The sequence below is a fragment of the Micromonospora ferruginea genome (genome assembly GCF_013694245.2).
GTDB classification, from domain to species: domain Bacteria; phylum Actinomycetota; class Actinomycetes; order Mycobacteriales; family Micromonosporaceae; genus Micromonospora; species Micromonospora robiginosa.
On sequence record NZ_CP059322.2, the window covers coordinates 3,760,774 to 3,775,170 of the forward strand.

A 14,397-nucleotide genomic window follows, 5' to 3' on the forward strand; every position below is an offset into this window, starting at 1 on the left:
TCGCACTCACCCTGCCACCTCTTCGCTCTGCCCACCGGCCGGAGCCGGAACCAGCCCGGCGTGCCCGCCGGTGGACCCGTGGCCACCGGCGCCGCGCCGCGACTCGGGCAGCTCGGCCACCGGCCGGAACTCGGCCCGGGCGACCCGCTGGACGACGAGCTGCGCGATCCGGTCGCCCCGGCTGATCGTCGCCGGCGTGTCCCGATCATGGTTGATCAGGTTGACCAGGATCTCACCCCGGTAGCCGGCGTCGACCGTACCGGGCGCGTTCAGCACCGTCACGCCGAGCCTGGCGGCCAGCCCCGATCGGGGGTGGACCAGCCCGACGTACCCCTCCGGCAGCGCCACGGCGACGCCGGTGGGCACCAGGGCCCGCCCGCCGGGCGGCAGCTCCACGTCCGCGGCGGCCACCAGGTCCGCGCCGGCGTCGCCCGGATGGGCGTACGCCGGCAGCGGCAGCTCCGGGTCGAGCTGCCGTACGGGCACGGGCACGACATCTGTCACGGTCATCCTCTTCCGTCCGGTCCTCGCGGGGTGACCCTGCCATCCTGCCGGTTGGCCGGGCCGCCGCGCGCCGTACCCTCGCACTGTGCGTCAGTCGTCATCTCCGGCCGCCCCGACGGCCACTCCCGCGCCCTACGCGGAGCGTCTCGGGCTGCCCTGGTGGGCCTGGCCGGTGGCGCTGGCCGTGGCCGGTCTGCTCGCCGCCGAGCTGTGGCTGGGCGCGACCGGGTTCCGGGCCTGGCTGCCGTTCGTGCTGCTGCTCCCGGCCACGGTGGCCGCCCTGTGGTGGCTGGGCCGGATCCGGGTGGCGGTCCGCGACGGAGAGCTGCGGGTGGACGACGCCCGCCTGCCGGTGCGCCACGTCGCGGACGCGGTGCCGCTGGACGCGGCCGGCCGGCGCGAGGTGCTCGGCGTCGGCGCCGACCCGCTGGCGTTCGTGGTGCAGCGCCCGTGGATCGGCGGCGCGGTCCAGGTGGTGCTGGACGACCCAGCCGACCCCACCCCGTTCTGGGTGGTCAGCACCCGGCACCCGGTGGAGCTGGCGGCCGCGCTGCTGGCCGCCCGCGACGCCGCCTGACCCGCTCCCGGACCGTCAGCTCGACTTGCCGGGCAGGCCGCGGGCGGTGTGCCGGAGGTCCTTGCGGAGCTGCTCGCCCAGCGCCCGGGTGGCGCGCCGGTTGAGGTAGCCGGCCACCGCCGCGCCGGTCAGGAACGGGCCGAGCGTGGTGAGGTTGCGGCCGAAGCGGCGCAGCAGGCTGTCCCGCAGCTCACGACGGGCGGCGGTGCCCAGCACGGCGCTCACCCCGACCCCGGGCATCATCGGGTTGATCCCCCGCTGGCCGGCCCAGGACTGCACCAGCGCCACCGTGCGCGCGGTGCCGCCGGTGGGCAGCGGCATCCGGTGCAGCTCGTGCAGCTCCCCGATCAGCTTCAGCTCGATCGACACCACGGCGACCGTCTCGGCGGCCAGCAGCACGGGGGCGGAGAGCAGCGTGGGCGTGACCGCCCACTCGACCGCGGCGACCCCGCCACCGGCCGCGCCGACCCCGGCGGTGGCCCGGGACGCGTTGCGGACCAGCCGGTCGGCGATCGCGTCGTCGTCCAGGCCGGGGAAGTGCCGTCGCAGCGTGGCGACGTCCCGGATCGGCACGTGCGGCGCCACCTCGGCGATGGTCTCGGTCATCCAGCGCAGCGCCGCCCGGGGCTTGAACAGGTCGGTCAACCCGCGGGCGCGGGCCTGGCCGACCAGCCGGACCAGAAGTTGCCGGCGGCGGGCCGGCGCGATGTCGTCGGCGGTCAGCGCGGCGACGGTGGCGCCCAGCTCCTCGCCGGCGTCACCGGCCGGGGTACGGACCGGGTCCGCGCCGGTCGGGTCGGTGGTCGGGTCCGGCGTGGACGGCGTCGGTCCCGTGCCCGGGACCGGCGTCCGGTCGGTGTCGCCGGTCCGCTCGCTGCGCTCGCTCACCCGTCCGCCCTCCTGCTCCGCGCGGCGTGGCAGCCGCCCGTACGAGTCAAGCAGCTTCCGGCCACCGGCGCACGGCGGCTCGAACAGCGGCGGCCCCGTCGAGGAGGCCGCCGCCGGTGTCCCGGCTCGGGATCAGACGCACTCGCGGCAGATCAGGTCGCCGTTGCGCTCGACCGCCAGTTGGCTGCGGTGGTGGACCAGGAAGCAGCGGGCGCACCGGAACTCGTCCTGCTGCATCGGGAGCACCTTGACCGTGAGTTCCTCGTCGGCCAGGTCGGCGCCGGGCAGCTCGAAGCTCTCGGCCACTTCGGCCTCGTCCACGTCCACGGCGCCCGACTGTGAGTCGACCCGCCGGGCCTTGAGCTCTTCGAGGCTGTCCTCGCCGAGGTCGACCTCGTCGCGACGCGGGGCGTCGTAGTCGGTGGCCATCGGTTTCACTCTCCAATATCGATATGGTCGCTGCCGGTTGTAACGCCGGACGACGCCGTTTCGGTTCCCCTGGCCGGCCACCATCTGTGTCGGGCACCCGACCCGACGACCGTTGGGCCGGGTTCGCCGGAGCGGAACCCCCCGGCGAGCGCGGAACCTTACCCCCCCTTGGGCGAGGCATGTATACCGCCCTCGCGGGAGAGATGTACGCCCCTGCGCCCGAAGTTGTTCCCAATGTGACTCAGGCGACACGAAGATAGGGGTAGTCCTACCCGTTCCTTCAGTGGCGCGCCGGCATGTCGGACTGTTTCCACGCGGGAGCCGGACAAGGGTTAACCTCAGCGGCGTACTCCGACGGTCGACAGACGCGGCCCGACCGCGGCGGCCGCCGCCACCCAACCACCGCCCGGGGAGCGCCCAGGATGAGTTTTGCGCGAGTGCGGGCACTCGTTGTCGTCGGACTGCTGGCGGTCGTCGCCCTGGTCTTCGTGATCGTCGCCGTGGTGCGCGACAGTCAGGGCACGGCCGGCACCGCCGCCGGCTGTCCGGACGGCTGGCCGCTGGTCGACCTGCGCCTCCGCGAACAGAAGGACGTCAAGATCAACGTCTACAACGCCACCGACGAGGCCGGCCGGGCCGGCAGCGTGGCGGACGACTTCCGCAACCGGAAGTTCCAGGTCAAGAAGGTCGGCAACGAGAAGAAGGCGGTCGACGGCGTGGCGGTGCTGCGCTTCGGCCCCAAGGGCGTGGGCTCGGCCCACCTGCTGCGGGCCTACTTCCTCAACAACGCCGAGCAGGTGTTCCAGGCCAACCGCAAGGACGACACGGTCGACGTGGTGCTCGGCAACGGCTTCCAGCAGTTGGCCACCACGACCGAGGTGAACCAGTCGCTCGGTGACCTGGGCGCGCCCGTGGCGCCGGCCCAGACGTGCCCGATGCCGGTCGACAAGTGACCGGCGGGCCGGCCCACCGGCCCCGATGACGACCAGGGCGGTCTCCGCGATGCCGGCGGCCGCCCTGTCCCGTGTCCGGGGCCGGTGTCACGGTCCGTCGGAGGCTTGCGACGCCCGCTGCCCGCTGCCGTCACGGGCCGCCGGAGGCGTCCAGGTCGGTGAGCCGGGTGTGCAGCGGCCCGTGCAGCGCCGGCGGGGCGGCGAGCACCAGGTCCGGCCCGGCCGGACGACCGGCCACGCCGGTCACCAGCAGCCCGGCCTCCCGGGCCACCAGCCCGCCGGCGGCCAGGTCCCAGGCGGCCAGCCCCTTCTCGTAGTAGGCGTCCACCCGCCCCTCGGCGGCCAGGCAGAGGTCGAGCGCGGCCGCGCCCATCCGGCGGATGTCCCGGACGTGCGGGATCAACTCGGCGACCACCCGGGCCTGGTGGGACCGACGGCCGGCGTCGTAGCCGAACCCGGTGGCGACCAGTGCCTGCCCGAGGTCGGTCTCCGCCGAGCAGCGCAGCCGCCGGCCGTCCCGCCAGGCGCCGCCGCCCAGGGTCGCGGTCCACTCCTCGCCGGTGAACACGTTGCGCACCACCCCGGCGACGACCTCGCCGGCCACCTCGGCGGCGAGCGAGACCGCGCAGTAGGGCAGCCCGTAGAGGTAGTTGACGGTGCCGTCGATCGGGTCGACGACCCAGCGCACCCCGTCCGGCGCGGCGGGGCCGGTCCCGCCGGCGCCGAACTCCTCCCCGAGCACCGCGTCACCGGGCCGCCGGTCCCGCAGCGCGGCCACCACCTGCCGCTCCACCGCCCGGTCGGCGGCGGTGACCACGTCGGTCACCGTGCTCTTGGTCGCGGCCACCGACACGCCCTCGGACCGCATCCGGTGGGCGGTGGCGGCGGCGTCCCGCGCCACCTCGACGGCGATCGTGAGCAGTTCCCGCGGCGAGGGCGCGGAGGTGATCATGTTTGTCCCCTTCCCGCACGATCGGGACCGCCCGGTTCGCGCGTGGGTATCATCCTTACAAAGTCCACATCTGCGCCGAATCGGCGGTCCCGGCCGCGGTTACGCCGTGCGGCGCAGGATGATCGCGGCAGACGGCGTTACAATTCACCCTGCCCACGCGCCACGGACCGCCAGCGACCGGACGGACCGGGACACGGGGGTCCCTCAAACACTCGCCCGGCACGGCCGTTCGTGCTGCGCCGGACGACCCGGCCGTGCTCGCTCTTCGCCTCCGGAAGGTCATTCGTGACAGAACCCCGCCAGACCGGCGCCGACGTTCGCTCGCTCACCGACACCCTGATCGCCCACGCGCAGAGCGCCGGCGGCCAGCTCACGTCGGCCCAGCTCGCGCGCACCGTCGAGTCCGCTGAGGTGACCCCGGCCCAGGCCAAGAAGATCCTCCGCGCGCTCTCCGAGGCGGGCGTGACGGTGGTGGTGGACGGTTCCGCGAGCACCCGGCGCCGGGTCGCCGCGGCCCGGTCCGCCACGCCGGCTTCCCGGGCCACCACCGCCAAGACCACCAAGAAGGCCGCCGCGCCGGCCCCGAAGCAGGCGCCGGCCGTCGAGGAGTCCCCGGCCCCGGCCCCGCGGAAGGCGACGGCCCGCAAGGCCACCGGCACCACCGCCGAGGTGGCCGCCAAGGCCGCCGTCCCGGCGAAGGCCACCAAGGCGACCCGGGCCACCAAGGCCACCGTGGCCGCCAAGACCGCCGCGGCCAAGCCGGCGAAGCCCGGCGCCGAGGGTGAGGTCGACCCGGAGGAGCTGGCCGCCGAGATCGAGGACGTGGTGGTCGAGGAGCCGGCCGAGCTGGCCCAGGCCGCCGCGGCCGACGCGGCCAGTTCCGCCACCGACGGCGACTTCGAGTGGGACGACGAGGAGTCCGAGGCGCTCAAGCAGGCGCGTCGCGACGCCGAGCTGACCGCCTCCGCCGACTCGGTCCGGGCCTACCTCAAGCAGATCGGCAAGGTCCCGCTGCTCAACGCCGAGCAGGAGGTCGAGCTCGCCAAGCGGATCGAGGCCGGCCTCTACGCCGCCGAGCGGCTGCGCGCCGCCGACGAGGGCGAGGAGAAGCTGGTCCGCGACATGCAGCGCGACCTGATGTGGATCTCCCGGGACGGCGAGCGGGCCAAGAACCACCTGCTGGAGGCGAACCTCCGGCTGGTGGTCTCGCTGGCCAAGCGCTACACCGGGCGGGGCATGGCCTTCCTCGACCTGATCCAGGAGGGCAACCTCGGCCTGATCCGCGCCGTCGAGAAGTTCGACTACACCAAGGGCTACAAGTTCTCCACGTACGCCACCTGGTGGATCCGCCAGGCCATCACCCGCGCCATGGCCGACCAGGCCCGCACCATCCGCATCCCGGTGCACATGGTCGAGGTGATCAACAAGCTCGGCCGGATCCAGCGCGAGCTGCTCCAGGACCTGGGCCGCGAGCCCACCCCGGAGGAGCTGGCCAAGGAGATGGACATCACACCGGAGAAGGTGCTGGAGATCCAGCAGTACGCCCGGGAGCCCATCTCGCTCGACCAGACCATCGGTGACGAGGGCGACAGCCAGCTCGGCGACTTCATCGAGGACTCCGAGGCCGTCGTGGCGGTCGACGCGGTGTCGTTCTCGTTGCTGCAGGACCAGCTCCAGCAGGTCCTGCAGACGTTGTCCGAGCGTGAGGCCGGGGTGGTGCGCCTGCGCTTCGGTCTCACCGACGGCCAGCCGCGCACCCTGGACGAGATCGGCCAGGTCTACGGCGTGACCCGGGAGCGCATCCGGCAGATCGAGTCCAAGACCATGTCCAAGTTGCGGCACCCCTCGCGTTCCCAGGTGCTCCGCGACTACCTGGACTGACCGCACACGTCAACCAGTCGTGTCGGTTTGATCACCAGCCGTAGAACACAGATCGGTGATCGGTCGGTTGCACGTTTGTGATCGTTGACGTGGCACCCTTGGTGCACGGCACACTGTCTTCCACGCCAGGTGTGACCTCGGTCCCCCGCGGGCACACAGGGAAGGCAGGGCCCGAGATGGGTGTTGCACGATAGGTGAGCAACGACCGACGAGTGTGTTCATCGGTGACGACCAGAGGAGGAAGGCGATGACCCCGACCCTCACGCCGCCGCCCGAGACGGTGAGCCCCCCGGCCGCCGATGAACGGTGCGACCGCTGTAATGCTGCCGGCAAGCTCCGGATCACCCTGTCGGGTGGGAGCGAGCTGGTGTTCTGTGGGCACCACGCGAACAAGTACGCGGAGGATCTCGTGAAGATCACCGTGCGGTACGCGACGGACCCGGAGTTCAGCTGGCGGGGCACCGATCTGATGGCGAACTGAGCCGACAAACAATCCGCAACGCGACATAACCGACCGGAGACGCCCAGACGGGCGCCTCCGGTCGGTTTTTCGTACCCTGCCGCGCTGGTGTTAAGAAGGGGCCCCGCCTCTACCGGAGGCGTTAAGAAGGGGCCCCTCCTTACAGTGTCTGCACGGTGGCGATGCGCTCCTCGAGCTGCTCGATCGTCGCCTGGGCGCTGGGCGGGCCGCCGCAGATCCGGCGCAGCTCGGCGTGGATCTTGCCGTGCGGCTGCCCGGTGTGGTGGTGCCGGGCGGCCACCAGGGCGTTCAGTTGCCGCCGTAGCGCCACCCGACGCTGGGCCGCACTCATCGGTGGGGGCGCCGCCACTGCGGCGGCAGCGGCCGGCTCAGCGGTCCGCTGGGCGGCCCGGCGCTTCTGCGCGGCGAGCTGGTCGGCCTGCCGCTTGGTCAGCAGCAGGGAGACCTGGTCGGCGGTGAGCAGACCGGGCAGCCCGAGGTATTCCTCCTCCTCCGGGGTGCCGGCCTGGGCGGCGGTGCCGAACGACGCGCCGTCGAAGATCACCTGGTCCAGCTCGGCGGTGGCGGAGAGCGCGGCGAACCGCTTCTCCAGCTCGCCGCTGGCGCCGTCGTCGCGCTGGGCACGCTCCAACAGGTCGTCGTCGAAGCCCTCGCGGTCCTTGGGCTTGCCGAGCACGTGGTCCCGCTCGATCTCCATCTCGCTGGCCAGCCCGAGCAGGTGCGGCACGCTGGGCAGAAAGACCGAGGCGGTCTCGCCGGGGCGACGGGCGCGGACGAACCGGCCGATCGCCTGGGCGAAGTAGAGCGCGGTGCTGGCGCTCGTCGCGTACACGCCGACGGCCAGCCGGGGGATGTCCACCCCCTCGGACACCATCCGCACCGCGACCAGCCAGCGCTGCTCGGACGCCGCGAACGTCGCGATCCGCGCGGACGCGCCCTGGTCGTCGGAGAGCACCACGGCCGCCTTCTCGCCGGTCACCTGCTCCAGCAGCTTCGCGTACGCGCGGGCCACCTGCTGGTCGCTGGCGATGACCAGGCCGCCCGCGTCGGGCATGCCGTTGGCCCGCAGCACGCTCAGCCGGGCGTCGGCGGCGCGCAGCACCTGCGGCATCCAGTCGCCGGCCGGGTCCAGCGCGGTGCGCCACGCCTGGGCGATCAGGTCCTGCGTCATCGGCTCGCCCAGCCGGGCGGCCAGCTCGTCGCCGGCGTTGGTGCGCCACCGGGTCTCCCCGGAGTAGGCCAGGAACAGCACCGGCCGGACCACGCCGTCGCGCAGCGCGTCGGCGTAGCCGTAGACCGAGTCGGCCCGCGAGCGCAGCAGCCCGTCCCCGCCGCGCTCGTAGCCGATGAACGGGATCGGGTTGTCGTCGGAGCGGAACGGCGTGCCGGTGAGCATCAGCCGGCGGACCGCGGGTTCGAACGCCGCCTTGACGCCGTCGCCCCAGGTGCGGGCGTCACCGGCGTGGTGGATCTCGTCGAGGACGACCAGCGTGCGCCGGGTCATGGTGCGCCGCCGGTGCACCTGCGGCGCCATGCCGACCTGGGCGTAGGTGACCACCGCGCCGTGGAAGTCGGCGGCGGAGTGCAGGTCGGCGTTGCGGAACGCGGCGTCGAGCTGGATGCCGACCCGGGCCGCGGCCTGCGCCCACTGGGTCTTCAGGTGCTCGGTCGGCGCGACCACGGTGACCGCCTCGACGGTGCCGTCGGCGAGCAGCTCGGCGGCGATCCGCAGGGCGAACGTGGTCTTTCCGGCGCCGGGTGTGGCGACCGCGGTGAAGTCCTCGGCCCGGCGACGCAGGTATTCCACCATCGCCTTGCGTTGCCAGGAACGCAGGGGCGGGAACGTGTCGAGCGCCGGCGACCGCGGTGGCACGGTGGCTCCTCTCCCCATGAAAACGCCCTCGCGCACCCGTGGCGCGAAGGCCGACCCAGCATAACCAGCGGGGGCGTTCCGCCCCACCCGACGCCACGCTGGTCACATCCGCCCACCCCGGTGCGGGACGGTCAGGACCACTCTCCGCGGGCCCCGGTGCGCGGCGGGCGCAGCGTCGCCACCGGGGCGGACCAGCGCCGGCGCAGCGCGATCAGGCGCAGTCCGAAGACGACGACCGCGGCGGCGGTCAGCGGCACGGTGGTGGCCCGCCCGTACGTCGACAGCAGCGTCACCATGATCGAGCCGGCGAGCGCCGCCACGGCGTAGATCTCCCGGCGCAGCACCACCGGGATCTCGCCGGTGAGCAGGTCGCGGCCGAGCCCGCCGCCGATCGCGGTGAGCATGCCGATCATGCAGGCCCCGACGGCGGGCACGTGCGCGTCGAGCGCCTTGAGCGTGCCGGTGACGGTGAACAGCGCCAGCCCGGCCGCGTCGAGCACCAGCACGGTGGTGCGCAGCCGGGCGAGCTGAGGGTGCAGCCGGAACACGGCGGCGGCGGTGACGGCGGCGGTGACCGCGTACCGCCAGTCGGCGAACGCCAGTGGGGGCACCTCGTCGATGACCAGGTCGCGGAAGATGCCGCCGCCGAGGGCGGCGACCACGCCGACGAAGACCACCCCGAACAGGTCGAGCCGTTTGGCGACCGCCGCGGAGGCGCCGGAGGCGGCGAAGACCGCCACGCCGGTGAGGTCGGCGAGGAGCAGGGCGGTGGAGGTGGTCACCGCCGCAGGTTACGTGGGCGGGCGGCGGGGCCGCCCGCGATCACTCGCCCCAGGAGTCGTAGACCTCCTTGCACTTCGGGCAGACCGGGGAACCGGGCTTGGCGGCCTTGGTCACCGGGAACTTCTCCCCGCACAGCGCGATGACGTACGTGCCCATGACCGCGCTCTCGGCGATCTTGTCCTTGCGCACGTAGTGGAACATCTCGGGGCCGGTGTCGGCTTCCTTCTGCTCCGGGCGTTCGAGAATCTGAGTGCTCATGTCCCACCTCCGGCTTACCAGTTTCGCAGGCCGGCCGGGCCGGGTCCACCGGAGCCCTTCCGGCGGGCGGCCCGTACCGTAACGGAAGTGACCAACTTTCGCATCAGCCTCGGTGGTGAGGTGGCCGACGCCCTGCGGGACGGCCGCCCGGTGGTGGCGCTGGAGAGCACGATCGTCTCGCACGGCCTGCCCCGGCCGGACAACCTGCGCGTGGCGCGACAGATCGAGCAGGCGGTCCGGGACGCGGGCGCGGTGCCGGCCACCATCGGCATGGTCGCCGGCGAGCTTCGGGTCGGGCTGGACGACGCCCAGCTCACCCGGCTCGCCACGATCGACGGCGTGAGCAAGCTCTCGGTGCGCGACCTGGCCCCGGCGGCGGCCACCGGCGCGGACGGGGCCACCACGGTCGCGGCCACCAGCGCGGTGGCGGCGGCGGCCGGGATCGCGGTGTTCGCCACCGGCGGGCTCGGCGGCGTGCACCGGGAGGCGGCGCAGACGTTCGACGAGTCGGCCGACCTGGTCACGCTGGCCCGTACCCCGATCGCGGTGGTCTGCGCCGGGGTGAAGTCGATCCTCGACGTGGGCGCCACCCTGGAGCGGATGGAGACGCTGGGGGTGAGCGTGGTCGGCTACCGCACCCGACGGTTCCCCGGGTTCTATCTCACCGACGCCGGCTTCGACCTGGACTGGTCGGTGGACTCGCCGGAGCAGGCGGCCGACGTGCTGGCCGCCCGGGCCGCGCAGGGCGTGCACCGGGGCGGGCTGATCGTGGCCAACCCGCTCCCGGCCGACGAGCAGCTCGACCCGGCGCTGCACGACCGCACGCTCGCCGACGGGTTGGCCGCGCTGGCCCGCGAGGGCGTCACCGGCAAGGCGGTGACCCCGTTCCTGCTGGCCCACTTCCACTCCGCCACCGAGGGCGCCAGCCTCGCGGTCAACGTCCGGATCATCCTGCGCAACGCCGACCTGGCGGCCCGGATCGCGGTCGCCGCCGCGGGCCGGCGCGACGGCACCCCATGAGCGGCGTACCGCGCGTCGTCGTCGTCGGCGACGTGATCACGGACGTGGTCGCGATGCTCTCCGGGCCGCTCGCGACCGGCTCGGACACCGCGGCCGGGATCCGGTTCAGCGGCGGCGGGCAGGCGGCCAACACCGCCGCCTGGCTCGCCGGGCAGGGCGCGGCCGTGACGCTGGTGGCCGCGGTGGGCGACGACGAGACCGGCCGGGAACGGGTCGCCGAGCTGACCCGGGTCGGCGTGGACTGCGCGGTGGAACGGCACGAGGGCTACCCGACCGGCACGGTGATCGTGCTCACCCACGACGGGGAGCGCACCATGGTCAGCCAGCGGGGCGCGAACCTGCGGCTGACCGCGCGCCACGTGGACGCCGCGTTGGCCGCCGCGCCCGACGCCGGGCACCTGCACCTGTCCGCGTACACCCTGTTGGACGTCGCGTCGCGCGGCGCGGGACTGCGCGCGCTGGCCGCCGCCCGCGAGCGCGGGCTGACCGTGAGCGTCGACGCGGCCTCCGCGGCGCCGCTGCGGCGCGTCGGCGGGGCGTTTCTGACCTGGGTACGCGACGTCGACCTGCTGCTGGTCAACTCGGACGAGGCGACGGTGCTGGCCGGTGGCCTGGACCCGGCGGCGCAGGCCCGGGCGCTGACCGCGGTGGCGCACCGGGTGGTGGTCAAGCGCGGCGCGGCCGGCGCGGTCTGGGTGGAGCGCGGCGGTCGGGTGGAGGCCGCCGCGGCGCCCGGGGTGGCCGTGGTGGACGTCACCGGGGCCGGGGACGCGTTCGCCGCCGGCCTGCTCACCGCCTGGCTGGCCGGCGCCTCGCCCGGCGCGGCGCTGGCCCGGGCCGGCGACCTGGGCGCGCTGGCCGTGACCACGGTGGGCGCCCGCCCCGGTGGATGACGGTCCGGGTCAGGGCTCGGCGTCGATGACCTTGTGCGGGCGCTCTTCGGCGGACAGCGCCATCGGCGGGGTCTCGTCGCGGCCGCGGGGCTGGAACCGGTTGGCCAGGCGGTGCTCCTCCTTGGGCGGGCGGTCGTTCGCCAGCAGCACCGCGAGCCACGGGATGATCGCCATCCCGAGCGCGCACAGCGACAACCACAGCCACAGCAGCGGGGCCTGGACGCCGACCAGGACCGCGCCCACGACCAGGCAGGCGACGCGGATGCCCATCATCAGCACGTAGCGCTTCTGCCGGCTGCTGAGCTGGTCGTCCTGGCTGCGCGAGGCGTCGGTGATCAGGATCGGCTGGTAGGCCTGATGCTTCACCACGGACCTCCTACGAGGGGATACGACCCATCCTGTCACTCCACCCCGACGATCGGCGACAATCGGGCCACGTGTTACGCGCGTGGTACGCTCCGGGTTGTGGCCAATCGGTTCAGCTTCACCGACGAGGCGCTGGCCAACCTGCGGGTCTACGACGTCACGCCCGGGGAAGTCTGGGAGGCCCTGCACAGCAACCGCCGGGTCATCCGGCACCTCGGTGACGACGTCATGGTGGTCTACGCCACCGACCACCGCGGCCGGCGGCTCGCCGTGCTGCTGGCCGAGGCCGACGGCACCGACAACGACTGGGACATCCTCTCCGCCCGCGAGCTGAGCGACGTCGAGGCCAAGCGCTACGACGAGGCGGTGCGGAGGTCACGCCGACGAGGAGGCGGTCACGATGCACCGTGACGAGGCGACCAAGCGGTTCCACGGCGGCGGCGACGCGTTCGCCGACCTGATCGACGAGACGTCGCCGGCGCAACTGCCCACCCCCGACACCGACGTGCCGATGGTCAGCCGGTCGGTCCGGCTACCGCTGGAGACCTACGAACGGGTCCGGGACGCCGCCGACGCGCGCGGCATCGGGGTGACCACGCTGATGCGGCAGTGGATCGAGGCCGGCCTCGCCGACCTGGACGACTCCGCCACGGTCTCGCTGGCCGACGTGCGCCGCGCGCTGGCCTCGCTGTCCCGCCCGACCGCCGCCTGAACGCTCAGGCCTCGGGGCCGGCCTCGCCGAGCGCCTCCCGGCCGACCGGTGAGGCGGAGGACTCCGGCGGCGCTCCCCGGGCGCGCCGCGCGTCGGCGAGCGCGACCAGCGCCAGCACGCCGGCCACCACGCCGAGCGCCAGCAGCGCCGGCCCGGTCGTCAGCGCCGGCGCGAGCAGCACCAGAGCTACCAGGCCGATCAGCCGGGAGCGGGACACCCGGCCGAAGATCTCGTACTCGAAGCGGGACCGGGCGGCCAGGAACAGCGCCGGGCCGCCCACCACGAAGACCAGCCAGCGCGGGTCGGCGTCCTCGTACGGGTGGGCGATGACCAGCTCGTAGCCGACCGCGGACGTGAGCACGCCGAGCACCATGAACAGGTGGGTCTGCGCGGCCGACTCGGCCAGCCGCCCCGGCGTGCCGGCCAGCCGCAGCGCCTCCACGAGCAGGTGCCCGGCCCGGTGGAAGTAGAGCCGCCAGAGCAGCGCGGTGACGCCGAACGCGAGCGCGAACGCGGCGGCCGACCGGCCGGAGAACCGCTCCCCGCTGTAGGACACGCCGATCACCAGGATCGACTCGCCGAGCGCGATGAGGAAGATCTGCTGGTAGCGCTCGGCCAGGTGCTCCCCGGCGACAAGCCAGCTCCGGATGCGGGACGGCCCGAGCCGGGGCAGCGGCCAGCCCAGGAACGTGCCCAGGTAGTCCGCCGCCAACGCCACCACCCACAGCGGCAGGCGCAGGTCGGGCACCAGCGCGCCGACGAGCCAGAGCGGGGCGGTCGCCACGGCCCAGCCGGTCAGCCGCACCGGCACCATCCGGCGGGGATGTCCGCGCAACGCCACCATCAGGACCAGCGGACGCCCGACCATGATCACCACATAGGTGAGCGCGAACGCCAGCGCCCGCTCCTCCAGCGCGCGGGGCAAAGTCACCCCGAGCACCAGGCTGCCGAACATGACGCCGACCACGACCGCCTGGATGACCAGCCGCTCCGGCTCGTACCGGCTGGTCACCCAGGTGGTGATGGTCCAGACGTGCCAGAGCACCAGGAAGAGCAGCAGCGTCCGGAGGACGCCGGTCGTCATGTGCGCGCCGTCGACGTCGGCCACCAGGCGCTGCGACACCCGGGTCAGCGCGAAGACGAAGACCAGGTCGAAGAAGAGCTCCAGGAACGTGGCGCGCTCGGCGCTGGACGTGGTGCGCAGCAGCGCCCCGCCCCGCTGCTCGCTCACCCCTTCGCGGCCTTCGCCTCCGCCTTCATCCGCTGCTTGAACTCGCGCACCTTGCGCAGCGACTCCGGGTCGGTCACGTCGGCCACCGACCGGTGCGCGTCCGCGTCGCCGTAGCTCCCGGCCGCCTCCCGCCACCCCGCCGGGGTCACGCCGAAGCGCTTGCCCAGCAGCGCGACGAAGATCTGCGCCTTCTGCCGGCCGAAGCCGGGCAGCTCACCGACGCGACGCAGCAGCTCACCGCCGTCGGACGCGTCGGACCAGAGCCGGGCCGGGTCGCCGTCGTAGCGGTCCACCAGCGCCCGGCAGACCTCCTGGACCCGGGCCGCCATCGCCTTCGGGAAGCGGTGCAGCGCGGGCGGCCGGGCGAACAGCTCCACCAGCGCCTCCGGGGCGTACCCGGCCAGTTCCCGGGCGTCCGGCTCGTGGCCGAGCCGCTGCGCCAACACGTACGGCGAGGAGAACGCCTTCTCCATCGGCACCTGCTGGTCCAGCACCATGCCGAGGAGCAGGGCCAGCGGGCTGCGCGCCAACAACTCGTTGGCCTGCGGGTCGATGGGCAGGGAGAGCGTCATGCCCCCATCCTGCCGTCCCGGGGG

General features: G+C 73.8%; 18 protein-coding genes. 8 read left to right on the forward strand and 10 right to left on the reverse strand.

The window, feature by feature from the left end:
- Positions 1 to 6: 6 nt before the first annotated feature.
- Positions 7 to 504: a dUTP diphosphatase gene (gene dut / locus H1D33_RS16155; RefSeq protein ID WP_181572341.1), complete on the reverse strand. Its 498-nt coding sequence runs from the start codon at positions 502 to 504 to the stop codon at positions 7 to 9.
- Positions 505 to 589: 85 nt separating this feature from the next.
- On the opposite strand from dut, the gene H1D33_RS16160 reads away from it, so the two are divergent.
- Positions 590 to 1,081, forward strand: a complete 492-nt coding sequence (locus tag H1D33_RS16160; protein ID WP_181572340.1) for a DUF3093 domain-containing protein — start codon at positions 590 to 592, stop codon at positions 1,079 to 1,081.
- Positions 1,082 to 1,096: 15 nt separating this feature from the next.
- On the opposite strand, the gene H1D33_RS16165 is transcribed toward H1D33_RS16160, so the two are convergent.
- The gene (locus H1D33_RS16165; protein ID WP_181572715.1) at positions 1,097 to 1,825 is read right to left on the reverse strand and encodes a hypothetical protein; all 729 of its coding nucleotides are present in this window, start codon (positions 1,823 to 1,825) and stop codon (positions 1,097 to 1,099) included.
- 276 nt (positions 1,826 to 2,101) lie between these two features.
- A complete protein-coding gene (locus tag H1D33_RS16170; RefSeq protein WP_013284790.1) occupies positions 2,102 to 2,398 on the reverse strand; it encodes a DUF4193 domain-containing protein in 297 nt (98 codons plus the stop codon).
- Between the two features lie 437 nt (positions 2,399 to 2,835).
- Between H1D33_RS16170 and H1D33_RS16175 the strand changes: the two genes are divergently transcribed.
- The gene (locus H1D33_RS16175; RefSeq protein WP_181572714.1) at positions 2,836 to 3,351 is read left to right on the forward strand and encodes a LytR C-terminal domain-containing protein; all 516 of its coding nucleotides are present in this window, start codon (positions 2,836 to 2,838) and stop codon (positions 3,349 to 3,351) included.
- A 130-nt stretch (positions 3,352 to 3,481) separates the two neighbouring features.
- On the opposite strand, the gene H1D33_RS16180 is transcribed toward H1D33_RS16175, so the two are convergent.
- A complete protein-coding gene (locus H1D33_RS16180) occupies positions 3,482 to 4,303 on the reverse strand; it encodes an inositol monophosphatase family protein (protein ID WP_181572339.1) in 822 nt (273 codons plus the stop codon).
- A gap of 285 nt (positions 4,304 to 4,588) precedes the next feature.
- Here H1D33_RS16180 and H1D33_RS16185 point away from each other — a divergent pair, with 285 nt between their 5' ends.
- Together H1D33_RS16185 and H1D33_RS16190 are read left to right on the forward strand one after the other, a co-directional pair.
- A complete protein-coding gene (locus H1D33_RS16185) occupies positions 4,589 to 6,184 on the forward strand; it encodes an RNA polymerase sigma factor (protein WP_181572338.1) in 1,596 nt (531 codons plus the stop codon).
- Positions 6,185 to 6,431: 247 nt separating this feature from the next.
- On the forward strand, positions 6,432 to 6,665 hold the full coding sequence (locus H1D33_RS16190; RefSeq protein WP_091070720.1) for a DUF7455 domain-containing protein: 234 nt from the start codon (positions 6,432 to 6,434) through the stop codon (positions 6,663 to 6,665).
- A gap of 139 nt (positions 6,666 to 6,804) precedes the next feature.
- Here H1D33_RS16190 and H1D33_RS16195 read toward each other — a convergent pair whose 3' ends face one another.
- From H1D33_RS16195 to H1D33_RS16205, 3 genes are all read right to left on the reverse strand, one after another.
- Positions 6,805 to 8,538, reverse strand: coding sequence for a DEAD/DEAH box helicase (locus H1D33_RS16195; protein ID WP_181572337.1), 1,734 nt, complete (start codon positions 8,536 to 8,538; stop codon positions 6,805 to 6,807).
- 131 nt (positions 8,539 to 8,669) lie between these two features.
- A complete protein-coding gene (locus H1D33_RS16200) occupies positions 8,670 to 9,320 on the reverse strand; it encodes a trimeric intracellular cation channel family protein (RefSeq protein ID WP_181572336.1) in 651 nt (216 codons plus the stop codon).
- Positions 9,321 to 9,360: 40 nt separating this feature from the next.
- Complete coding sequence (locus H1D33_RS16205) at positions 9,361 to 9,579, reverse strand: DUF3039 domain-containing protein (RefSeq protein WP_181572335.1); 219 nt, start codon at positions 9,577 to 9,579, stop codon at positions 9,361 to 9,363.
- A gap of 87 nt (positions 9,580 to 9,666) precedes the next feature.
- Between H1D33_RS16205 and H1D33_RS16210 the strand changes: the two genes are divergently transcribed.
- Positions 9,667 to 10,599, forward strand: coding sequence for a pseudouridine-5'-phosphate glycosidase (locus tag H1D33_RS16210; protein WP_181572334.1), 933 nt, complete (start codon positions 9,667 to 9,669; stop codon positions 10,597 to 10,599).
- Positions 10,596 to 11,492, forward strand: coding sequence for a carbohydrate kinase family protein (locus H1D33_RS16215; protein WP_181572333.1), 897 nt, complete (start codon positions 10,596 to 10,598; stop codon positions 11,490 to 11,492). The genes H1D33_RS16210 and H1D33_RS16215 overlap by 4 nt, the downstream gene beginning before the upstream one ends.
- 9 nt (positions 11,493 to 11,501) lie before the next feature.
- Here the strand turns inward: H1D33_RS16215 and H1D33_RS16220 are convergent, their stop codons facing one another.
- Positions 11,502 to 11,858, reverse strand: coding sequence for a DUF3099 domain-containing protein (locus H1D33_RS16220; RefSeq protein WP_181572713.1), 357 nt, complete (start codon positions 11,856 to 11,858; stop codon positions 11,502 to 11,504).
- Between the two features lie 99 nt (positions 11,859 to 11,957).
- Here H1D33_RS16220 and H1D33_RS16225 point away from each other — a divergent pair, with 99 nt between their 5' ends.
- Together H1D33_RS16225 and H1D33_RS16230 are read left to right on the forward strand one after the other, a co-directional pair.
- On the forward strand, positions 11,958 to 12,269 hold the full coding sequence (locus tag H1D33_RS16225; RefSeq protein WP_091070514.1) for a hypothetical protein: 312 nt from the start codon (positions 11,958 to 11,960) through the stop codon (positions 12,267 to 12,269).
- On the forward strand, positions 12,259 to 12,570 hold the full coding sequence (locus tag H1D33_RS16230; RefSeq protein ID WP_181572332.1) for a hypothetical protein: 312 nt from the start codon (positions 12,259 to 12,261) through the stop codon (positions 12,568 to 12,570). Before H1D33_RS16225 ends, H1D33_RS16230 begins: the two co-directional genes overlap by 11 nt.
- 4 nt (positions 12,571 to 12,574) lie before the next feature.
- On the opposite strand, the gene H1D33_RS16235 is transcribed toward H1D33_RS16230, so the two are convergent.
- The gene (locus tag H1D33_RS16235) at positions 12,575 to 13,801 is read right to left on the reverse strand and encodes a low temperature requirement protein A (protein ID WP_181572331.1); all 1,227 of its coding nucleotides are present in this window, start codon (positions 13,799 to 13,801) and stop codon (positions 12,575 to 12,577) included.
- Entirely contained in the window at positions 13,798 to 14,373 is a 576-nt protein-coding gene (locus H1D33_RS16240) for an HhH-GPD-type base excision DNA repair protein (RefSeq protein ID WP_181572330.1), read from the reverse strand. Before H1D33_RS16240 ends, H1D33_RS16235 begins: the two co-directional genes overlap by 4 nt.
- Between the last annotated feature and the right edge of the window lie 24 nt (positions 14,374 to 14,397).